The sequence below is a fragment of the Neoroseomonas soli genome, from assembly GCF_018129065.1.
Lineage (GTDB): Bacteria > Pseudomonadota > Alphaproteobacteria > Acetobacterales > Acetobacteraceae > Neoroseomonas > Neoroseomonas soli.
This window is the reverse complement of the sequence record NZ_JAAEDM010000007.1, coordinates 89,454-111,072: the sequence shown is the minus strand read 5'-3', so window position 1 is coordinate 111,072 and position 21,619 is coordinate 89,454. Positions and strand designations below refer to the sequence as shown.

Genomic DNA, 21,619 nt, shown 5'->3' with positions numbered 1-21,619 from the left:
TGGCTGGCATGGAACCCTTGCTTGCGATCCGCGGACTCAACGTGCGTTTCGGCCCATCCGAGCGGCCAGTACCTGCCGTGGCGGATGTCGATCTTGATGTCGCACCGCAGGAGATCGTCGGCATCGCGGGTGAGTCAGGGAGCGGAAAATCGACCCTGTGCGGCGCGATCATGCGGACATTGGTCAGGACAGCGCGCGTTTCCGGCGAGGTGATGTTCTCGGGACGCAGCCTCCTCACCCTGAATGATGGGGAGATGGCCAGGCTGCGGGGCCGTGAACTGTCGATGGTCCTGCAGAATCCCATGACGTCCCTCGATCCGCTCTACACGATCGGCAACCAGGTCGAGGAGGTTCTTCGCGAACGGCGGCGCGACGGCGCCGGCCTGCGGCCCGGCGGGGCTATCGAGGTGCTTCGCCGCGTACACCTCACGGCTCCCGAGCTTCGCGTTCGGCAATACCCGCACCAGCTCAGCGGCGGAATGCGGCAGCGCGTGCTCGTGGGCATGGCGACCGCGGCCGCGCCGAAGCTGTTGATCGCCGACGAACCGACCACCGCTCTCGATGCGTCGATCCAGGACGAGATCCTGATTCTCTTCCGTGAACTTCGCGAGACGGCGGGCAGCGCGGTCATCATCGTTACGCACGATCTGTCGGCAATCCGGCGGCTCTCCGACAGGGTCGTCGTGATGTATGCTGGCCGCATTGTCGAGGAGGGACCCACAGGCGAGGTCTTCCGCGCTCCACGTCACCCCTACACGCGCGCCTTGCTCGCGTCGCTGCCGCGCATCGAGGGAGACGAGGTTCACCTTGAGCCGATTCCTGGCCAGGTGCCTGATCTCGCCTCCCTACCGCCCGGCTGCGCGTTCGCGGCCCGGTGCCCTGTCGCGAAGGACATATGTCGCGGCCAACGGCCGCCGGAGAGTGTCGTGGCGGATCGCCATCGGCTCTTTTGTTGGCGCGCGGAGGAGACCGCATGACCGCCAACGAGCCGATGGTCGAGGCATCTGGCATCGGCAAGACCTTTACTCTTCCCGCACAGAGCCTGTTCGGCGAGGCGAAGCGCGTGGCGGCTGTCGTCGATGTGTCCTTCCGGATTCCCCATGGCAGGACATTCGGCCTGGTCGGTGAATCCGGCAGCGGCAAGAGCACCATCGCCAAGATGCTGCTGAAGCTGGAAGCTCCGACGGAGGGGGACCTCCGCGTGGAAGGCCAGCCAATCTTCCGCCAATCACCGGCGGAGGAGCTGGCGTACCGGCGCAAGGTTCAGGCGGTTTTTCAGGATCCGTACGGTTCCCTCAGCCCGAGGATGCGCGCCGACCGCATCGTCTCGGAGCCACTGCGCGCGCATGGAATGCCTCGGCGGGAGGCTGAGGCGCGGGCCCCCGATCTACTGCGCATCGTCGGCTTGCCACCCGAGGCGGCCTTGAAGTACCCGCATGAATTCAGTGGAGGGCAGCGACAGCGCCTCGCGATCGCCCGTGCCCTGTCGGTCGATCCGCAACTGCTGGTGCTGGATGAGCCCGTCTCCGCGCTCGACGTCTCGGTCCGCGCTCAGGTTTTGGCCTTGCTCCGTGACATGCAGCAGCGCCTCGGCCTGACCTACCTGTTCATCGGGCACGACCTGGCCGTGGTGCGGTATCTCAGCGACATTGTCGGCGTGATGTACTTCGGCCGCGTGGTCGAGGTTGGACCGGCGCGCCAGGTCCTGCGTCAGCCCTTCCATCCGTATACGCGGCGCCTGGTCGCGCTGGCGTCCGGGGACGCACCCCTTGGCGCGGTCCGGATGCAAGGTGAGTTGCCCAGCCCCCTCAACCCACCCAGCGGTTGCCTGTTCCGGACCCGGTGCACCTACGCTGACACGACCTGCATCGACCAGCGCCCCGAAATGCGGGATGCGGGCAGCGAGCACATGGTCGCGTGTCACCACTACGAGGCGGTAGTGGCCGGCACCAAGGCAGAGACCGGCCCCCAGCTGCGCGAAGCCTGAATGAGCGGGCTAGGCTTCCAGGATGGCCACAGGCTGACCGGTGGCCACCGCATCGCCCGGCTGCACCAGGATTTCCACCACACGACCGTCCACGGGCGCCGCGATGGGGATCTCCATCTTCATCGATTCGATCGTGATGATCGCGTCATCCTCGGCGACCGAATCGCCGATTCCGATGTCATGCCGCAAGACGCTTCCAGGCGTCTCCGCGATGACTTCGATACGCTTCATCTTGGCATCTCCATGGATGATGTGGCTTCAGAAGTTGTAGGGCCAGGTCGCCATGTTGTGCCGGCTGATGCCGCCCGTCGAGCGCAGCTCGTGGACCGCCAGCATGCGCGCCAGCCAGGAGCGGGTCTCTCTCGGATCGATCACATCCTGCGCAAGGAAGCCGGCGGCAAGATCGTAGGGCCCGGTGTTGCGGGAGAGTTCCTCGCGCAGATCCTCGAATCTCGCCGGATCGTCATTGCGCTTGATGCCATGCAGAACGTTCACCGCAGCAGCCGGGTCCATGAAGCTGACATCGGCACTGAACCAGGCAGCGATCTCATCGGCGCTTCCGCCCATGTTGATGTAGGCCTGCCCGTAGCTCTTGCGCATGATGACGGCGAGCTTGGGAACAGTCGCCATCTCCAGGGCGTGGTTGAAGTTCATGATCTGGCCGGCGAGGCCGAGCTTCTCCCCATCTATGCCGACGAGAAAGCCAGGCGTGTCCGTGAGGAACACGAGGGGGATGTTGAAGGAATCGCACATCACGATGAAGCTGGTCGCCTTGCGGCAGGCCTGCGGATCGAGAGCGCCGCCCTTGAAGATCGGGTTGCTCGCGATGAGCCCGACAACGCGCCCGTCGATCCGGCCGAGGCCGCAGCTGAGAACCTTCGCGAAGCGCTCCTTGATGGGAAAGAAGCTGCCCTTGTCGACGATGGCCTCGATGACCTTGCGGACGTCGTAGACCCGCTCCCGCTGCGCAGGAACGATTTCGAGGATGCGCGCCATGTCGTCCCCGGATCCTGCCGGAACAGGTGCGCGAGGCGGCGGTTCATTGGCATTGGAGGGCATGTAGCCGAGGAAACGTCGGATCGCAGCGAGCACCTCCTGATCCGTCGCATAGGCTTGGTCCACCTCCCCCGTCGTTTCCGTCCGCAGACGCCAGCCGCCGAGATCCTCGGGATCGACCTCCTCCGAGATGGCCACCGCGGTAACCTTGGGACTGGAGACGGCGAGGACCGCGCCTTTGCGCATCAGGACGAAATCGGACATCGCAGCCTTCCAACTGGACGAGCCGTAGCTCTGCCCGAGGATCGCCGTGATCCAAGGGGATTGCCGGCGCCGGTCATAGACCTGGTGGCTGCGCGTACGCGCGATGCCCCTTGCGCCCATGACATCGGGGATGCGCGCCCCGCCGGCTTCTCCGAGGACAACCATGGGAATGCCGCGGCTGATCGAGACCTTGCGGATATGCTGGAACTTCTGGCTTGCGACCGGCGCGCTGGAAGCGCCGAGCGCCGTGAAATCGTAAGCGATGATGGCGATCTCGCGGCCGTCCACGCGCCCATAACCCGTGACGACGCCATCGCCTGGCGAGCGATCGGCGTCTTCGGGGCGCTCGGATACGGCGAAGAGCCCGACTTCCTGGAACGAGCCCTCGTCGAGCAGGGTGGTGATGCGCTGGCGAGCGTTGAGGATGCCGGCTGCCGCGAATTCCTCGAGCTTTCGCTTCGACCCCATCGCACGCGCCTTGGTGCGCCGATGTGTGTGCTCTGCGATCTCACGCTCGAAAGTCATGCTTCCTCCACGACGGATCAGCGCCTCGACCAACGGCGCATCCCATTCAGATCAGGATGACATAGTCGATGACGTCGGCAAGCCGGGTCAATGCAACCACCCACCGCGCGCAGAACCTGGAGCGCCTTTTCGAGCCCGCGTCGGTGGCGGTGCTCGGAGCCTCGGGGGTCGCAAGCAAAGCCGGTGGACGGCCGATCGCTTATCTACGGGAGACGGGCTTCGCGGGGCGCGTCTACCCGATCAACCCACGGCACGCGTCCCTGTTCGGATTTGACTGCTATCCTTCGCTCGAGGCGCTGCCCGAAGTTCCGGACCTCGTTGTCGTCGCCATTCCGGCGCGCGGCGTTCTTCCGGCCGTGCGCGAGGCCGCCGCACTCGGTGTCGGTGCCATGGTGATCTACACGAGCGGCTTCGCCGAGGTCGGCCTCGAAGGCAGCGAGGTGCAGCGCGAGATCCACGAGATTTGCGAGACGACCGGACTCGTTGTCTGCGGCCCCAACTGCCAGGGCATCGCGAACCTATACAACGGACTCGCGGTCAATTTCTCGACCGCCCTGTCGGAGGGGCAACCCAAGCCGGGGCCGATCGGGATCGTGTCCCAAAGCGGCCTGGTCGGGGCTCTGATCGCCTCGGAATGCATGAGCCGGTCGGTCGGCCTGGGCTACCTGGTCAGCACGGGCAACGAGGCTGGCTTCGAGATTGCCGATGCGATCTCGTACATGGCCGAGGACAAGCGCATTCGGGTGATCACGGGGTATGTCGAGAGCATCCGTGATGTCGGGCGGTTCCGCGCGGCGGCGTTGAAGGCACGAGTGAACGGAACGCCCATCGTTCTCATCAAATCGGGCAAGAGCCCCGAAGCCGCACGAGCGGCGGCATCCCATACCGGCGCATTGGCCGGCTCCGCGCGTCTGCACGAGGCGCTGTTCCAGGAACTCGGCATCATCGCCGTGGACAATCTGGAAGCGCTGATCGACGCAACGCTGACTTTCGGTGCCGGCCTTCCCGCCCCTGCGGGACGCCGCGTCGCGATCTTCGGGAACTCCGGAGGATTCAACGTCCTTTGCACGGATGATCTCGGCCGCTTCGGGCTCGAGCTGGCGCCCTTGGCCGAGGCGACCCTTGCGGAGATCGCGCGGCACTTGCCTGGCTACCTCGCCGCGCAGAATCCAATCGATCTGGCGACCGTCCCTCAGACGGATCCAAAGACGACCCGACGGCTTCTCCAGCTCGTAGCGGAAGATCCGAACGTGGACATCGTGATCAGCGTGCTCGGGGCCATCCGCGGTGGCGCCGACGCACTGATCGCAGAACTGGCGGACTATGCGCGTGGGGCGAGCAAGCCGATGGTCGCGGCATGGATGGCGTCCGCCCCGTCGGGCTTCGCCGCCCTCTCGGCTGCCGGTATCCCCGTCTTCCCGGATCCTTCACGGGCGGCCCGCGCGGCTCGGCACCTGCTTGACGGGACGAGCGCCGCGGCGCCGGCCAACATTCCCCCGGCGCGGGATGTGGAGCCGGTGTCGGCTGTTGTCCGGTCCATGCGCGCGGCGGGGGAGCTCACTGCCGGCGAGGTGGCCCTGTTGCCTGCCCTTGGCGCGCTTGGGTTGCGCGTGCCCCACATGGCAAGGGCCCGCACGCCGGAGGAGGCAGAGGCTGCCTTCACCAGGCTCGGTGTCGAACGCGTCGCGGTGAAGATCGATTCTCCCGACATTGCCCACAAGACGGATGTCGGCGGCGTCGTGCTGGGCGTTTCGTCTCCGGAAGCCTGCGCGGAGGCGACGAGATCCATTCTGGCTTCGGTCGGGACCAGAGCGAAGGATGCGAGGATCGATGGCGTCCTATTGGCGGAAATGGCGCGGGGCAGCGCCGAGATCGTCATAGGGATCAAGAAGGACCCGCTGCTTGGCGCGTTCGTCGGGGTAGGGCTCGGCGGCGTCTTCGTCGAGATCCTCGGCGACATTGCCTTTCGCGCCGCGCCTTTCGACGAGCGGATTGCCCTGGCACTGCTGAGGCAGCTCAAGGGTTGGCCATTGCTCGAAGGCACCAGAAGCCTGCCGCTGCTCGACGTGGAGGCGCTGGCGTGCGTGGTCGCGGCCATTTCCCAGTTGGCGGCAGCGCTGCCGGAGATCGAGGAACTCGACCTCAACCCGGTTCTGGTCGGGCGAGCGGGAGAAGGGGTGACCATCGTGGACGCCCTGATGAGGCTCACTCCGCCCGTCTGAGCCGAACCAAGCATTTTTGAAGGAGGACGACGTGCCCTGGACTGCTGAGCTCGAAGATCTGCGCCACCGCCAGGCGCTCGCCCGAGAGATGGGCGGAAAGGACAAGGTGGAGCGCCAGCACGCAGGCGGCCGCCTGACCGTGCGTGAACGGCTCGATGGATTGGTCGACGATGGCAGCTTCCTCGAGATCGGTTCGGCAGCCGGGAAGGCGGAATACGACAGCGAGGGAAGATTGGTGAACCTGACGCCCGCAAATTGCGTCATGGGGCGTGCGACGGTCGATGGGAGGTCCGTCGTCGTCATCGGGGACGATTTCACGGTCCGCGGGGGATCCGCGGATGCGAACATCAAGGAGAAGCACGTCCTCGCCGAGCGGATGGCGCAGGAACTCCGGCAGCCGATCATCCGGGTGATCGAAGGCTCGGGTGGTGGCGGTTCGGTGAAGACGATCGAGACCACGGGACGGGCGAACCTGCCGGGTGGACTGACCGCGGGTACGCTGCAGTTCCAGTATACGACCGAGAACCTCTACCACGTGCCAGTTGTCGCACTGGGTCTCGGCTCCGTGGCGGGCCTGGGCGCGGCCCGGCTCGCCTCGAGCCATTTCTCCGTCATGACCAAGGGCAAGTCCGCGATGTTCGTGGCGGGCCCTCCGGTGGTGGCGCGCATCGGACAGGACCTTTCGAAGGAAGAACTCGGTGGATGGCAGGTCCAGACCCGCAGCGGGGCCGTCGACCACGCCGTGGACACCGAGGAGGAGGCTTTCGCCTGCGCCAGGCGCTTCCTCTCCTACCTTCCATCCTCGATCGACGAGGTCGCCCCTCGGCGACCGTCGACGGATGACCCGAACCGCCGGGAAGAGTCCCTCTTTGCGGCGATCCCGAAGGACACGCGCAAGATCTACAAGATGCGCCCTGTGATCGAGGCCATCGTGGATCGCGGCTCGTTCTTCGAAATGGGCCGAATGTTCGGCCGATCCATCATCACCGGCCTGGCGCGCGTGGATGGCCTGCCTGTGGCTGTGATGGCCTCCGATCCGTACTTCTATGGCGGCGCATGGACCAGCGACACCTGCCAGAAGGTCATTCGCTTCGTCGACCTTGCCGAGACCTTCCACATCCCCGTCATCTACCTCGTGGATTGTCCTGGCTTCCAGATCGGCCTCGATGCCGAGCGAGCCGGGACGATCCGGCATGGGGTGCGGGCGATGTCCGCGGTCAATCAATCGAGCGTTCCCTGGTGCTCGATCATCGTGCGCAACTGCTTCGGCGTGGCGGGCGCCGTGCATCAGCCCGCAGGCCGCTTTGCATTCCGTTACGCGTGGGTCACCGCGCGCTGGGGATCGCTGCCGCTGGAGGGGGGTATTGAGGCGGCCTATCGCGCCGAGATCGAGGCCGCGCCAGATCCCAAGGCCAAGCTGGCGGAGATCGAGGCCCGGCTGATCGCCCTGCGCGCACCGGCCCGCACGGCGGAGACCTTCTGGGTAGAGGAAATCATCGACCCCCGGGACACCAGGCCCCTGGTCTGCGAGTTTGCGCGCCAGGCGGAGCCTCTGCGCAAGGCGGGGCCGCGCGCCTTTGGAATGCGGCCGTGACCGTCCCGCCCTTCCGAACGATCCTCATTGCCAATCGCGGAGCGGTTGCGTCCAGGGTCGTTCGTGCGGTCCATCGGCTCGGTATCCGGGCCGTGGCGGTCCATTCCGACGCCGATGCCGGCGCCCCCTATCTCACCGAGGCGGATGAGGCCATTCGGATCGGCCCGCCGCCCGTGCGCGAGAGCTACCTGAACCAGGACGCCATCCTGGAAGCCGCCAGGCGCTGCGGGGCCGATGCCATTCATCCGGGATATGGCTTCCTGTCGGAGAACGAGGAGTTCGCCAGGCGGGTGGAGGCCGCTGGCATGACCTTCATCGGGCCATCACCGCGCCATATCGGGGCCATGGGTCAGAAGACCCGCGCGCGCGAGATCATGGCGGCCAATGGATTTCCCGTGGCACCGGGCTCGGGATTGCTGCCACCGGACCCTGACAGGATTCTCGCGGCGGCGCGCGAGATCGGCTTTCCGGTCATGGTCAAGCCGACCGCCGGTGGCGGCGGCATCGGCATGGCCGTCGCGAAGGATGAGGCGACACTGCAACGCACGATCGAGCGGGCGCGCAGCGCAGCCGAACGAAGCTTCGCGGATGGCGGCGTCTACCTTGAGCGCTATTTCGAGCTGGCGCGTCACGTGGAGATTCAGCTCCTTGGAGACCGGCACGGCCGGGTGCGGCACCTGTTCGAACGCGACTGCTCACTCCAAAGGCGGCACCAGAAGATCATCGAGGAAGCGCCCGCCCCTCTGTTGCCTCGTGCGGCCGTGGCCGAGATCGCCGAACTCGCGGCGAATGCGTTGCAGCGCCTTGGATATGACAATATCGGCACGGTCGAGATGCTGCTCTCGGCCGATGGAAGTTTCGGATTCCTGGAGGTGAATACGAGGCTCCAGGTCGAGCATGCCGTGACCGAGATGGTGACGGGGGTCGATCTCGTCGCCTCCCAGATTCGCTCCGCTGCCGGCGAGCCGATCGATGCCATCCTGCCCGCCAACCTTCATCCGAAAGGGCATGCGATCGAGGCACGGATCTATGCCGAGGATCCGAAGCGGTTTCTTCCATCGCCGGGACGCCTCGATCGCTTCGACCTTCCTGCCGGCTCCAGTTGGCGGATCGAGACCGGCTTCCGGGAGGGCATGGAAGTCACGCCCTTCTATGATCCCATGATCGCAAAGGTGGTCGCCCATGAATCTACGCGCGGCGACGCAATCAGGAGCCTGAGGGAGTTGCTCTCGGCGACCAGGATCGAAGGGGTGAAGACGAACGTGCCATTCCTCATGGCCGCGCTTGACGATGAGCGCTTCGTTACCGGCAAGGTTCATACGGGACTGTCGTCAGACATCCATATCGGTTGATCCGGTTTCCCTTGCGGGCGTGACCAGCCCCGATCGAGTGGTCCGGGTGGAATCCTACTGGGCGGCTGCGTGGTCCTGTCCCTTCTGTGGTCCGGGAGCCAGGCAACTTCTCGGGCGTGTCGAACCTGCTCGGCGAACGCCCGTGGGGTCAAGTTCCGCAGTGACCCGTGCGGCCGTTCCTCGTTGTACTCGCGTCTCCAAGCGTCCAGCCGTTCCCGCGCGTCGGCGTGTGACAGGACCCAGCAGGCGTTGAGGCATTTGCGTGCCGATTGACACACCTGGAGCGGTCTCCGTTCGCCGCGGCTCACGGACACCGCTCCAGGCCTTTGCTTCTGCGAACATCTTCACTCGATCAGGCGATTCCACCTGATCAGGATCTACTCTAGTTCCGTCGCGCCGGTGGCGCGGCCGGCGCGACGCCGGGCGCGGGCCGTTCCGCATCGCGGGCGCGGGCCTGCACCTCGTTCAGGAAGCGGATCATCACCTCCGGCGTGACCAGCGTCTCGCCGGGCTCCACCACGATCCGCCCGATGCGGCCCGTGAAGTTGAACGGCACCTGGTAGTCGCGATCGTCCACCGGCGTGCCGGTGTCCATGCCGATGTCGAAAGTTTCGTCCCAGGCAAAGGTGATGGGCGTTGTGTGCGGGATCGTGCGCCGCGCCACCTCCTGCCCGTCCACCGAGAAGACGCCGGTGCCGCCATGGCCGAAGGGCGCCTGGCCCTGCGGGTCCAGGGTGAAGTCGAAGACGATCGTATGCCGTCCCGGCGGCAGGGCCTGCGGGCCCTCCCACTTAACCCGCTCGACATCGAGCAGGTTCATGGTGAAGACGGGCCGGCCTTCGCGCAGGTAGAGCCCCCAGCCGGCGAAGCGGCCGCCCTGCGTCACCAGCATCCCGTTCGCCCCACCCTGCGGCACCTCGATCTCGGCCGTGATGCGGTAGGATCGGTTGAGGATGTTCGGCGCCGCATTCGCCTGGGTGCAGCAGGATGGCCCGGTATAGACGAATTGCCGGCGGCCTGCCGCCGGACCCGGGCGCTGTGCGACCATCGCCGCGCCTGAGTTGTTCAGTGGAAAGACCTGGTTGCGCGTGGCCTCCATCGTGAACAGTTCCTGCATCATGCGCAGACGGTCCGGCTGCGCCGAAGCGAGGTCGCGGGCCTGCGTCGGATCCGCGGTCATGTCGTAGAGTTCCCAGCGATACCCGTTCATCACGTCCGAGGGGAGCGGCGCCGTCAGCCCGGCCCAGGGCGGCGAGGCCGGCGTGGTGCTGGCGATCCAGGCATCGTGGTAGATGGCGCGGTTGCCCAGGATCTCGAAATACTGGGTCCGGCGGGTCGACGGCGCGGCCGCATTCGTCGGCGGTAGCGTGTAGGCCATGGACACGCCGTCCATGGGACGCTGCGCGATGCCGTTCATCATGTTGGGCTGCGGCACGCCGACCAGGTCGAGGATGGTCGGCACGATGTCGATCACATGGTGGAACTGGGTGCGGATGCCGCCACGGTCGGCAATGCGCGCAGGCCAGGAGATGGCCATGCCATTGCGCGTGCCGCCGAAATGGGACGCGACCTGCTTGGTCCAGCGATAAGGCGTGCCGAAGGCCCAGGTCCAGGGCACCGCCATGTGGTTGTAGGTGCGGTCGGTGCCCCAGACCGGGATGAAGGGCATCTGCTGGGCGGCGGTCATCGCCACGCCGTTGAAGTACATCACCTCGTTCGGCGTCCCGTTCAGCGAGCCCTCCGCGCTGCTGCCGTTGTCGCCGCTGATGTAGATGACCAGCGTGTTGTCGCGCTGGCCGAGGCGCTCGACCTCGGCGATGACGCGCCCGATCTCGGCGTCCGTATACGCGAGGTAGGCGGCATAGACCGTCACCTGGCGGATGAAGAGGCGCTTTTCATCGGCCGAGAGGCTGTCCCAGCGCGGCAGGAAGTCGGGCCAGGGCGGCAGCACCGCATTGGCCGGGATCACGCCGAGCCGCTTCTGGTTCTCGAAAATGCGCTCGCGCAGCACTTCCCAGCCGTCGTTGAACAGGTTCATCGCCTCGATGCGCTGGATCCATTCCTGCGTCGGGTGGTGCGGCGCATGCGTGCCGCCCGGCGCGTAGTGGATGAACCAGGGGCGGTTCGGCGCGATCTCGGTCTGGGTGCGGATATAGGTGATGGCATCGTCCGCCATCGCGGTGATCAGGTTCCAGCTCCCCGGCTGGGTGCCGAGATAGGGATGGATCGGCGTGGTGTTGCGGAACAGGTTGCCTGGCTGCCACTGCGAGGTGTCGCCGCCGACGAAGCCGTAGAAATAGTCGAACCCCATCCCGACCGGCCAGTTGGCGAAGGGGCCGGCGGCGCTCGCTTCCCACGCCGGGACGTTGTGGTTCTTGCCGAACCAGGCGGTGGCGTATCCGTTCTGCTGCAGTATGGCGGCGACCGTCGCCGTCTCGCGCGGGATCACCGAGTTGTAGCCGGGATAGCCGGTCGCGAGTTCGGAGACGTTGCCGAACCCGACCTGGTGGTGGTTGCGGCCGGTCAGCAGCGCGGCGCGGGTCGGCGAGCACAGCGCGGTCGTGTGGAAGGTGGTGTAGCGCAGCCCCGTGTCGGCGACCGCCTGCAGGGTTGGGGTCGGGATGACCCCACCGAAGGTTGATGGCGCGGCGAAGCCGACATCATCCGTCAGGATCAGCAGCACGTTGGGCGCGCGCTCGGGGGGCATGACCTGGGGCGGCCAGGCGGAGGTGCTGTCCACCGCGTTCGGCAAAATGGCACCTGTGAAGGGCGGCGTGGGCGAAGGCAGTTGCAGCCCCTGCGGCGTCATCACGGCGCTGGGCGCACCGGGCGTGCCACGGACCTGCTGGGCCCCGGCAGTCGATGCCACTCCGATGGCCATGCAGACCAAGGCGACGCTGACCGTCCGATTCAACCAGCAGCGCATGTGCATCGCTCCCGAGCATCTTGGGCCCGGCGCAGGGCCGCGCGGGCCGCAATCGCCGCGACTCTATCTCGGGGACTGGGCGGAAGGTCTATTACAATATCGCAATAACGATCCCGCATGGGCAGGAAGGCGCCATTCCACGGTCATTCGACGCGCAGGCGGCCAGGATCGCCCCGCGGGCGACCCACATCGGCCTCGTCCCGCAGTCACAACCAGACGGTCGAAGCGGCGCCGGCAGGCATCTCAGTACTTTCGCTCGGTGCGGTAGTCGGCCATGCGGGTGAAGTCGTCGGCATCCGCGATGCTGCCGCGCGTCTCGGCCCAGATCCGCGCGACCTCGGCGGAAAGCGGAAGGCGCGCGCCGGTATCGCGGGCCAGATCGGCGGCGAGGCCGACATCCTTGCGCATCAGCCCGGCCGAGAAGCCGCTGTCGAAGGAACCTGGCAGCACCCAGCGCGGATACATCGCCTCACTGATCGCGCTGCGCCCGGTGGCGGCGTTGACGACCTTCAGCACGGCCTCTGCAGGGAGGCCCGCGGCTTCGGATAAGCGCATCGCCTCCCCTGTCGTGACGAGGTGCGCGGCGACCAACATGTTGTTCACGAGCTTCGCGATGTTGCCTGCACCGGATGGCCCGACATGGATCGCCTTCGCCGACATCGCCTCGACCACGGGGTGGGCGGCGGCGAGATCTTCGTCCGCACCGCCGATCATCATCGTCAGCGTGCCGTCCGCGGCACCGGACGGTCCGCCGCTGACCGGGGCGTCGAGCAGGCCATGTCCCGCCTCGGACAGGCGCGCCGCCAGCCGGCGCGAGGTGCCAGGATCCGAGGTCGAGGTATCAATGACGACGACCTTGCGGTCGCGCCGATCCAGCAGCCCGCCCGGCGCGGTCACCACCGCTTCGACATCACGCGCATAGGGCAGCGAGAAGACGAGGCAGTCGGCACCACGCAGCACCTCGGTCAGGGCCTCGTGGAACCGAACGCCGGCCGCTTCGGCGGGGACGCGGCGTGCCACGCTGATATCGGTACCCAACACGACGAAGCCGGCTCGGGCCAGGGTCGCAGCAATTCCCAGGCCCATATTGCCAAGGCCAACGACGCCGACCGTCTGGATTTCCATGCTGCACCCATGTGGAATGAGGGCTTCAGGATTGGCCTTGAAGTCCGTTGCGACAAGAATGGTTTTCAGAACGAGCCGTTGCCCACGAGGCAACATCGGCATCAGACCGCGTGGAAGGCGCTCAGGCCCTCGGCCAGGCGCGAGGCGATCCGCTCCACGGCCTCCGGGAGCCGGCGGCCGGCCCGCACGAGCAGATGCGTGGTGGCCTGGGAGAGCAGCGCATCAGCGAGAGGAACCGCGACCACCTGCTTCGCCTTGAGCTCGACAGCCGCGGCGAAGGCCGGCAGGTAGGCAACGCCCATGCGCGCCTGCACGAAACGCCGCTGCAGTTCGATGGAGCCGGTTTCCAGCCGGACGTTGAGGCGGAAATCCTGGTCCGCCACCTGCCGGCTGACCGCGGAGGCCGCGACGTTCAACGCCTCAGCCGCGGCACGGATTGAACCGGCCCGCACGACGGCGAGGAAGTAGCGAAGGGCGCGGTCGTTCATCATGCCTGAAGGACCCTCTGACAGGGCGCGCGGAGTCAGCATGCGATGACGTTGACCGCCAGACCGCCCAGCGAGGTTTCCTTGTATTTGTGGGACATGTCGAGCCCGGTCTGGCGCATGGTCGCGATCGCCTGATCCAGGGTGACGAGGTGCTCCCCATCGCCATGCAGCGCGAGCCGGGCCGCGTTGATCGCCTTCACCGAAGCGATCGCATTCCGCTCGATGCAGGGGACCTGCACGAGGCCGGCCACCGGATCGCAGGTGAGGCCCAGATTGTGTTCGAGCCCGATCTCGGCAGCGTTCTCCACCTGCCGGTTGCTGCCGCCGAGGGTCGCTGCGAGGCCGGCTGCTGCCATGGCGCAGGCCGATCCGACCTCGCCCTGGCAGCCGACCTCGGCGCCGGAGATCGAAGCGTTGCGCTTGATGATGGAACCGATCGCCGCGGCGGCCAGCAGGAAAGTCTCGACACCCTGCGCGTCGGCGCCGGGAATAAAGTTGGTGTAGTAGAGCAGGACCGCGGGCACGATCCCGGCCGCGCCGTTCGTCGGCGCCGTGACCACGCGGCCACCGGCCGCGTTCTCCTCGTTTACGGCCAGGGCGTAGAGATTGACCCAGTCCATGCCCTGCAACGGATCGGCCGCGTTCGCTCCGCCGCGCTCCAGCAAGCGCTGGTGCAGTCCTGGCGCGCGCCGACGTACGCGCAGGCCACCTGGCAACTCTCCAGCCTGGCGCATGCCACGGGCGATGCAGCCCTGCATGGCGGCCCAGATGCGCGCGATACCCTCCGAGATCTCGGCATCGCTGCGGTAGGCGCGTTCGTTCGCGCGCTGCAATTCCGCTATCGAAAGGCCGGCGGCATCCGCGATGGCCAGCAGCGCGGTCGCGGAATCGAAGAGGTACGGGACGTCGGCCTGCCCTTGCCGCGCGGCTTCGGTCTCGCCTTCCTCCACAACGAAGCCGCCTCCCACCGAATAGAAGACGCGCCGTATCTGCGCCCCGTTCGACGCCACCGCCCGGAAGGCAAGGCCGTTCGGGTGCTGCGGCAGGGTTTCGTGGCGGTGGAAAAGGATGTCGCGGTCAGGATCGAAAGGCAGGCTCGCGGCATCAGAACGTGGAAGCGCCCGTGTTTTGCGAAGGCGGGCGATCAGGCCAGGAACCGCGTCGAGATCGATCGTGTCCGGCCGCTCCCCGAGAAGTCCGAGCATGATAGCCGTGTCCGTCGCATGGCCTTTCCCCGTCAGCGCGAGCGAGCCGTAGAGATCCACGCCGATCGAGGTGAAGTGCTGCGGCGGAAGGGCCGCGACGAAGCGCCCGGCCGCGACCATCGGCCCGACGGTGTGCGAACTCGACGGCCCGATCCCGATGCGGAAAAGGTCAAAGAGCCCTACCCAGGAGGGGGACGGTGTTTCGGCCATGGCGCTGATGACAGCCGCCATGGCCGTGTTGCTCAAGAACAATCTTTTGGCCTGCCGTTGCCGGGACGGGAACGGACCTCAGACGCGCTTGATGTTCCAGAACACCGGGAGCGTCTCGATCCGATCGCGCAGGTTGATTCGCATCGCCGTGACATCGAAGTAGGCGCCAAGCGGGATGATCGGGAGTGACAGGTCAGCGGAAAGCGCGAAAGGCCGAACCGCCGATTGTGGTAGTCCGGCCTGGCGCACAGAAATGCGCAGATGGATTGGGACGTCAGCGGTCTGCGAACTCAGGTTCTGCGAACACTTCCTTCGCCACCCTGAAGGCCTCGCCTGCCGCTGGCACGCCACAGTAGATGCAGGTCTGCAGGAAGATCTCCTGGATCTCGTCCTTGGTGACGCCGTTGGTCAGCGCGCCGCGGACATGGATCTTCAACTCGTTGGGCTTCCCGAGGGCGACGAGCATGCCGAGGTTCACCATGCTACGGATCTTGCGGCTCAACCCGGGACGTCCCCAGACCTCGCCCCAGCAATAGCGCAGGGCCAATTCCTGGAAAGGCAGGTCGAACGGCGTGGCGTTCTTCATGGCTGCGTCATGGCGTTCCTGCCCGATCACTTCGGCGCGGAGTTGCTTGCCGGCTTCGAGGAGATCATCGCTCATCAGTAGTAATTCCCATGGAGTGGCGGGGAAGCGCCGAAGCTATGCGAGGCTCGGGCAGCGACGCCTTCTCGTTCGCCTAACCCATAGCCCCGCAGAGCACACGCGCTGGCGCCTGCCAGCATTCATTCTCGGTCGCTTTTCAACAAGCATCTTGATCCGAACGGTTGTTGCCGTTTCTGCAACGCAGAATTGGACCAGCGCCGCATCTCAGCCAGGGCTGGGCTTCCAGGCCGTAGGCGTGCAGTTCTACGGCACCCGCCGCTTCATCGTTTGCACAGACAGCGTCACCGCCCCGGGATCGAAGCTCGTGGTGGGCGAGATATTCCGTGCCGTGACACGCACGCTGTTGCTGGGCCGCGTCGCGAACCCCGCGGTCATCGAGGCGCAGGCCACCTCTGCCGTGACGCTCGGCCTGTCCGCCGCGCTGCTCGAGGAAGTGCTCTACGAGGGCGGCGTGCCGCAGGCACGCAACTTCGACGGCTATCGGATCCTCCCACAGGATCGAATGCCGCGCGTCCACGTGCGCATCGTCGAGATGTGGCGCGCCGATGGGTGGCGTCGGCAAGCCGGGCCTACCCGGCATGCCCGACCGGCTTCGGACATGCCGGGAGCAGCAAGGCAGCGGCCGTTCAGGGCAGGATCTGATCGAACGAGGCGACCAGACCCTGGATGACGACGTTGTCGCCCGGCCCGCCGTCGAGGATGTCAATCCCGCCTCCGCCGAGCAGCACGTCGTCGCCGTCGCCGCCGAGCATCACGTCGGCGCCCGGCCCCCCGATCAGCACGTCGGCGCCAGCACCGCCATCGGCCGTCAGCTGCATCGGCGCGTTGAAGCCCGAGGCCTCGATCACGTCGTCGCCGCCGAGCCCGTTGATGACCAGGCGGTCACCGGCGTCGAAGCCGAAGACCTGGATCTCCGCCGAGAGGCCCGAGACCATCACCACCCCATCGCCGGAAGTGACGACGATGACATCGTCGCTGTTTGTCGCATTGATGACGATGGTGTCGGGCTGCCCGTCGCCGACGCCACCCGACGCCGCGAGGTTCAGCTTCACGGTTGTGACGTCCGTGCCGCTGAGGTCGTTGACGGTAATGACATCGGCGCCGCCGAGGGCGTTGAAGGTGACCGCCTCGACGTCGTTGAGGTCCATTGCCACGCTGGCGACGTCACGCGTGAACAAGGCGCGATTGCCATTGGCCGAGATGGAGATGTTCTCCGTCACGTTGGCGCCGTTGAACAGCATGGTGTCGAAGCCCGACTGGCCCTCCAGCACGTCGCTGTCGTCACCTGGATTCCAGGCGAAGGAGTCATCACCCGCACCCATGAGGGCGAGGTCGTTGCCGTCCCCGCCATTCATCAGGTCGGCACCGTCCGAGCCGATCAGGACGTCGGCGCCGAGTCCGCCATTCATCGTCAGACGGACCAGGTCGGCATCGAGGCCCGATGCATCGAGCACGTCATCGCCCCCGAGGCCGTTGACTATCAGCGTGTCGAGCGTTCCCTCCACCTGCGTCATCTCGACACGCGCGGTCAGGCCGGTCACTGTGACAGCGCCGCTGCCCGCCACGCCGGTCACCACCACCGTGTCACCGCCCTGGGTGGCGTTGACGGCGACACTGTCCGCCTGGACGTCGCCGCCCCCGACTGCGGCCGCCAGGTTCAGGGCGACCTTGGTCACGTCGGTGCCCGAAAGGTCGCCAACCACGATATTGTCGGCACCGCCCAGCGCGTCGAAGGCGATGGTCTCGACGCCGTTCACGTCCATCGTCACGGCGCCGACGTCACGAACGAACTGCACGCGCCCGCCAACGGCCGCGACATTGATGCTTTCGCTGGCATTGCTGCCGTTGAAGTCCAGCACATCAGCGCCATCCTGGCCCTCGACCGTGTCGCTGCCGTCGCCCGGGTCCCAGGTGAAGGTGTCGTTGCCCGCCCCGAGTTGCGCAACGTCGTCGCCCTGCTGGCCGTCGATGACGTCGTGGCCGCCGCCGCCGTTCAGCACGTCGGCGCCGCGCGAGCCGATGACAGTATCGTCCCCCGCGCCGGCATCGATCATCAGCTTGACGATACCCGCGACCAGCGTGGACGCATTGATCTGGTCGTCACCGCCGAGCGTATGGACCACCAGGCTGTCATTCGCGCCTTCGGCATTGGTGACGGCGAGCATGCTCGGCAACCCCAGCACGGTGACGCTGGTTCCGGCGCCAATGATATCGACGACGTCCGCGACGTTGGTGCCGGCGGCGGTGACGGTGTCGGCCTGGGCATCGCCCATGCTGCCGCCGAAGGCACCGGCCAGGTTGACGTGCACTTCCTGCACATCCGTCCCTGACAGGTCGTTCACCACGATGGAATCAGCGCCGCCGAGGGCATTCACCTCGATCTTCTCGACGTCGTTGAGGTCCATCACGATACTACCGACATTTCGTGCGAACCGGGTGCGCGCCCCATTGGCCGAGGCCTCCATGATCTCCCCGATACCGCTGCCGTTGAACAACATGGTGTCGGTGCCGTCCTGGCCCTCGATCACGTCGTTGCCGTCGCCCGGATCCCATTGGAATACGTCATTGCCCGCACCCATGAACACGACGTCGATGCCCTGGTTGCCGTCGATGAAGTCGTTGCCGTCCCCACCGAGCAACACGTCGTCGCCATTGCCGCCGAGGATGGTGTCGTTGCCGGCGCCGCCATCGACGACGATATCGATCAGCGCGGCGAGGTTGCCGGTCGCACTGAAGCGATCGTCCCCGCCGTTCATGTTGACGACCAGGTTCTCGGTGGTGCCGATGTCGAGGGCGAAGGGCGCGGGGTCGACCCGGTCGAAACGCACCCGCGTTCCGTTGGCGGTGGCGGTGAAGACCTCGGACCCGTTGCCGCCGTTCACCTCGACAGTATCGACGCCGCTGCCGCCCTCGAGGAGGTCGCTGTCGTCACCCGGATTCCAGATCATTCGGTCATCACCGCTTTCGCCGAAGACGGAGTCGTTGCCGTCGCCGCCGGTGAGCACGTCGTTGCCTGAGCCGCCGAACAGCAGGTCGTTGCCGCCTTTGCCGAACAGCACATCGTTGTCGGACTGCCCGAATAGCTGGTCGTTGCCCGAGCCACCGGTGAGCACATCGTTGCCGTTGCCACCGAAGAGGTTGGCGCGCGGCAGGGCGCCGTTCGACTCATTGAGCGTGATGGTATCGTTGCCGCCCTGCCCGAAGACCTGGATCAGGCTGGTGTTCGCGACGGTCGGTGAGCCGCCGAGGACAGCCACCGCGCCACTGTTGACGAGGAGCGCCCCGGCCGCATTGCGGCTGATCGTGATCGTGTTGGACAGGGCGTCCCCAAAGGCGGCGAGCGTCCCTGCGGCGGGAGTGAATGTCGCGATGACGGCCATGATGACGTTTCTCCTTGTTGGGTGGGTTGGTCGAGCGCCTACGGCGGCATGTGTCGCCTGGGCGGCAACCGCGCCTCGTCGTTTCCGGGCGCGTCGCCCGTTGACTTCGTCGTTTTCGCTTCCGCGTCGTTGTGTTCCGCCGGCTTCACTCGTGGGCCAACGATGCTGCCCTGGCGGTTCGGCCTGTGATGATCCGGCCTTGACGATCCGTATCGCCTTCGCCCGTTCTCTCGGCACGGCGCTGGAGCGTCACGAGCGCCGACTGACCGACGACGACACCGATGGTGAGAAGCAGTGCGGGCCATTGAAGGGCGGCACTTCCTTCTTCGTCTTCGGGGCGGTTGTCTAGGCAGTGGCGGTCAGGGCGTTCATGACGGGTGTCCTCCGGCTAGCCTTGCGGTGGCGCGACCGCGCAGCGGGTTGCGGTGGGTGGTCGTGCCCCGCGCGGGGGCGCCTCGGCGCGGTGCCGAGGCTGTCCGTGGGACGTGCGGGGACCCTAGGCCCGGGCAACTACCGAGGCTTGAAGATTGCCTTGCGGAACTCTGGTGAAGTCGTTGTTTCGGCGCCATCGATGCCGTGGTTCGCTGCCGGAGCGGTCGTGTGTCCGGTAGTGGCGTAGGAGGCGGCCACCACGACCAGGGCATGACCCGCAACTGCGCCTCAACGCCGGCCCGGCTGGCCAAGTCTGGCTACAACTACGGTGTGATGAGGATCGCACCTGCCGAGCGGCGCACATCTGCCGCACGGTGTGCTTCGGCGATTTCGTCGAGCCTGAATCGCTGGCCGATAAGCGTGACTCTTGAAGGCCGTGCAGCACCAGCACTCCGCCGAATGACCAGCCCCTATCGAGTGATCCAGGCGGAATGTTTAGCGGGCCTTCGCAGCCGCGCCTGCTCCTGAGCTGATCTGCGACCTGGCCATTGGCACCGTCTCCGGGGCGGGCGGGCGGACCTCCTCAGCGGCGACGATGCGCCTCTGGGCGATGGCCGCTGCTTTGTCGGAAGCCTCCGGCGTGGCGCCCCAACCGCGCATGCCGATATCGGCATCGTGCGGGCGGTCCCCCCCCCCCCGCCCCGCCTGCGCGATAGGTGCGGCACGTCCCCGCCAGTCTCGCGGAAGTGTCTGCATGGCGTGCGTTTGCCGGCTCAATTCAGACTGAAATCGTCTCTTCGGCTCCGGCGCAGGTTGACGCCCCTCAAGGCGGCGGTGAACCGGATGCACTACGAAGCGCATCGCAGGCGCTGCGCGCAGCTCGCAGGTCGGCGCCGCTTCGGGCGGGGAGTGCTCGCATGGATCCTGTCCCAGATTCCGAACACGTGCGCGAGGAGGCGATGGCCATCCCGCCTGCGGGCCTCGAGGCAATCCTTGCCCTGCCGCCCGCGCCGGCCGGGCTCGTCGTCTTCGCCCATGGCAGCGGCTCCAGCCGGTTCAGCCCCCGCAATCGCCTGGTCGCGGCGGCCCTGCACGAAGCCGGTTTCGCGACCCTGCTCTTCGATCTGCTTGCCGAGGCGGAGGCGCGCGACAGGCGGAACGTCTTCGACATCGGGTTGCTTGCGCGAAGGCTCGGGATGGCGATCGATCATGCCGCCGTGCATTACGCCGTTTCCGGGCTCCCGCTTGGGCTGTTCGGGGCCAGCACCGGCGCGGCCGCAGCCCTGACGGCAGCCGCGGCACGGCCCGCGCGCGTCGGCGCCGTGGTTTCGCGCGGCGGCCGGCCCGACCTTGCCACGGAGCCGCTGCTGGCGCGCATCGTCGCGCCGACCCTGCTGATCGTCGGGGGCGAGGATCGCGAAGTGCTCGCCCTCAACCGCCTGGCCCGCGCGCGGATGGCCTGCCCGACCGAACTCGCCGTCGTCCCGGGCGCAACGCATCTCTTCGAGGAGCCCGGGGCCCTCGAGGAGGTTGCGCGCCGCGCCGCCGCCTGGTTCAGCCGCTTTCTCGGCCCGAAGGCGCTCCATACGGCACGCTGAGCCCTTCTTCGCCGACCGTGCGTAGGCAGGGGCCTGTTGGCGACACCGATCCGTGGAATGACGCTGGACCGCCGGTAGTCTGCGACCTGCTGCGCGACGGCGTGCCGGTCGCGGCGGCGACTCAGTGGTGGGCCCGTCGGAACCTGGCGCAAGGCGGGCGGCCAGCTCGTCCAGTCCGACTTGACCCGGATCCAACTCGCTGCGCCCGAAGGGTCTTTGATCAGGATCATGATTCGAGATCCCCGTCCGTGCAGTAGATTGCCACTACGAGCACTGGAGGAGGACGCCGTGGAGGCGACCCGCCCGGCGCAGACAGAGGGAGGCTTGGCCTCGGGTTACGCGCGGATCGCGAAGCCGCGGGACCGGCTCGCGGTGGTGCCGAACCTCGCCGACTACGCGGCAGTGTGCCGCGGATTCAGCTGGGATCGGGCGACGACGCTGCTCGACGGTCTCCCCGCGGACGGTGGCCTGAACATCGCCCACGAGGCCGACCTCTCGACCCTTCCCGGCGACGCCGGACTGCGGGAGGCGCTGGACCTGGATTCGATGGACTTTCTCAACCTCGTCGCTGCCTTGCATGAGCGTACCGGCCGGCCGATCCCGGAAGCGGACTACCCGAAGCTCTTCACCCTCGATGGCATCGCCTCGTATCTCGAGGACGCGCGGGCCTGACGATGGGAAGCGCCGAGCCGGACCCGCTCGCGACGGCGT

Annotated in this window: 18 protein-coding genes; 9 read left to right on the top strand and 9 right to left on the bottom strand. The window is 66.8% G+C overall.

From position 1 onward, the window contains the following. The first annotated feature begins 8 nt into the window (after positions 1 to 8). Together GXW76_RS04810 and GXW76_RS04805 are read left to right on the top strand one after the other, a co-directional pair. The gene (locus tag GXW76_RS04810) at positions 9 to 977 is read left to right on the top strand and encodes an ABC transporter ATP-binding protein (RefSeq protein WP_211860844.1); all 969 of its coding nucleotides are present in this window, start codon (positions 9 to 11) and stop codon (positions 975 to 977) included. Further along, the gene (locus tag GXW76_RS04805; RefSeq protein ID WP_211860843.1) at positions 974 to 1,987 is read left to right on the top strand and encodes an ABC transporter ATP-binding protein; all 1,014 of its coding nucleotides are present in this window, start codon (positions 974 to 976) and stop codon (positions 1,985 to 1,987) included. Before GXW76_RS04810 ends, GXW76_RS04805 begins: the two co-directional genes overlap by 4 nt. Before the next feature lie 9 nt (positions 1,988 to 1,996). Here GXW76_RS04805 and GXW76_RS04800 read toward each other — a convergent pair whose 3' ends face one another. Both GXW76_RS04800 and GXW76_RS04795 read right to left on the bottom strand, forming a co-directional pair. Further along, positions 1,997 to 2,218: an acetyl-CoA carboxylase biotin carboxyl carrier protein subunit gene (locus GXW76_RS04800; protein ID WP_211860842.1), complete on the bottom strand. Its 222-nt coding sequence runs from the start codon at positions 2,216 to 2,218 to the stop codon at positions 1,997 to 1,999. A 27-nt stretch (positions 2,219 to 2,245) separates the two neighbouring features. After that, positions 2,246 to 3,805, bottom strand: a complete 1,560-nt coding sequence (locus GXW76_RS04795; RefSeq protein ID WP_211860841.1) for an acyl-CoA carboxylase subunit beta — start codon at positions 3,803 to 3,805, stop codon at positions 2,246 to 2,248. Positions 3,806 to 3,840: 35 nt separating this feature from the next. On the opposite strand from GXW76_RS04795, the gene GXW76_RS04790 reads away from it, so the two are divergent. The 3 genes from GXW76_RS04790 to GXW76_RS04780 are packed head-to-tail and all read left to right on the top strand — an operon-like array spanning position 3,841 to position 8,940. Continuing rightward, positions 3,841 to 5,994 (top strand): acetate--CoA ligase family protein, encoded by a 2,154-nt coding sequence (locus tag GXW76_RS04790; protein ID WP_211860840.1) that lies wholly within the window; start codon positions 3,841 to 3,843, stop codon positions 5,992 to 5,994. Between the two features lie 31 nt (positions 5,995 to 6,025). Next, the gene (locus tag GXW76_RS04785) at positions 6,026 to 7,588 is read left to right on the top strand and encodes an acyl-CoA carboxylase subunit beta (protein WP_338150889.1); all 1,563 of its coding nucleotides are present in this window, start codon (positions 6,026 to 6,028) and stop codon (positions 7,586 to 7,588) included. Continuing rightward, on the top strand, positions 7,585 to 8,940 hold the full coding sequence (locus GXW76_RS04780; protein ID WP_338150888.1) for an acetyl-CoA carboxylase biotin carboxylase subunit: 1,356 nt from the start codon (positions 7,585 to 7,587) through the stop codon (positions 8,938 to 8,940). Before GXW76_RS04785 ends, GXW76_RS04780 begins: the two co-directional genes overlap by 4 nt. Here GXW76_RS04780 and GXW76_RS26245 read toward each other — a convergent pair. From GXW76_RS26245 to GXW76_RS04750, 6 genes are all read right to left on the bottom strand, one after another. Further along, positions 8,904 to 9,218, bottom strand: a complete 315-nt coding sequence (locus GXW76_RS26245) for an integrase core domain-containing protein (RefSeq protein WP_408904304.1) — start codon at positions 9,216 to 9,218, stop codon at positions 8,904 to 8,906. The genes GXW76_RS04780 and GXW76_RS26245 overlap by 37 nt on opposite strands. 104 nt (positions 9,219 to 9,322) lie before the next feature. After that, entirely contained in the window at positions 9,323 to 11,809 is a 2,487-nt protein-coding gene (locus tag GXW76_RS04770) for an arylsulfatase (RefSeq protein ID WP_211860838.1), read from the bottom strand. Positions 11,810 to 12,109: 300 nt separating this feature from the next. Beyond that, positions 12,110 to 13,093, bottom strand: a complete 984-nt coding sequence (locus GXW76_RS04765; RefSeq protein ID WP_246513919.1) for an NAD(P)-dependent oxidoreductase — start codon at positions 13,091 to 13,093, stop codon at positions 12,110 to 12,112. Further along, a complete protein-coding gene (locus GXW76_RS04760) occupies positions 13,093 to 13,482 on the bottom strand; it encodes a LysR substrate-binding domain-containing protein (RefSeq protein ID WP_246513918.1) in 390 nt (129 codons plus the stop codon). The genes GXW76_RS04765 and GXW76_RS04760 overlap by 1 nt, the downstream gene beginning before the upstream one ends. A gap of 32 nt (positions 13,483 to 13,514) precedes the next feature. Beyond that, positions 13,515 to 14,915 (bottom strand): L-serine ammonia-lyase, encoded by a 1,401-nt coding sequence (locus tag GXW76_RS04755; RefSeq protein WP_246513917.1) that lies wholly within the window; start codon positions 14,913 to 14,915, stop codon positions 13,515 to 13,517. Positions 14,916 to 15,168: 253 nt separating this feature from the next. Beyond that, a complete protein-coding gene (locus tag GXW76_RS04750; RefSeq protein ID WP_211860837.1) occupies positions 15,169 to 15,555 on the bottom strand; it encodes a carboxymuconolactone decarboxylase family protein in 387 nt (128 codons plus the stop codon). A gap of 238 nt (positions 15,556 to 15,793) precedes the next feature. On the opposite strand from GXW76_RS04750, the gene GXW76_RS26110 reads away from it, so the two are divergent. Then, positions 15,794 to 16,228, top strand: coding sequence for a molybdopterin cofactor-binding domain-containing protein (locus tag GXW76_RS26110; protein WP_338150887.1), 435 nt, complete (start codon positions 15,794 to 15,796; stop codon positions 16,226 to 16,228). Here GXW76_RS26110 and GXW76_RS04740 read toward each other — a convergent pair. After that, positions 16,185 to 18,938 (bottom strand): beta strand repeat-containing protein, encoded by a 2,754-nt coding sequence (locus GXW76_RS04740; RefSeq protein WP_211860836.1) that lies wholly within the window; start codon positions 18,936 to 18,938, stop codon positions 16,185 to 16,187. The two genes, GXW76_RS26110 and GXW76_RS04740, sit on opposite strands and share 44 nt — an antisense overlap. Positions 18,939 to 19,137: 199 nt before the next feature. On the opposite strand from GXW76_RS04740, the gene GXW76_RS04735 reads away from it, so the two are divergent. From GXW76_RS04735 to GXW76_RS25600, 3 genes are all read left to right on the top strand, one after another. Next, on the top strand, positions 19,138 to 19,287 hold the full coding sequence (locus GXW76_RS04735) for a hypothetical protein (RefSeq protein ID WP_211860835.1): 150 nt from the start codon (positions 19,138 to 19,140) through the stop codon (positions 19,285 to 19,287). 940 nt (positions 19,288 to 20,227) lie between these two features. Continuing rightward, positions 20,228 to 20,908, top strand: a complete 681-nt coding sequence (locus tag GXW76_RS04730; protein ID WP_211860834.1) for a dienelactone hydrolase family protein — start codon at positions 20,228 to 20,230, stop codon at positions 20,906 to 20,908. 288 nt (positions 20,909 to 21,196) lie between these two features. After that, complete coding sequence (locus GXW76_RS25600; protein ID WP_246513915.1) at positions 21,197 to 21,580, top strand: acyl carrier protein; 384 nt, start codon at positions 21,197 to 21,199, stop codon at positions 21,578 to 21,580. Positions 21,581 to 21,619: the final 39 nt, after the last annotated feature.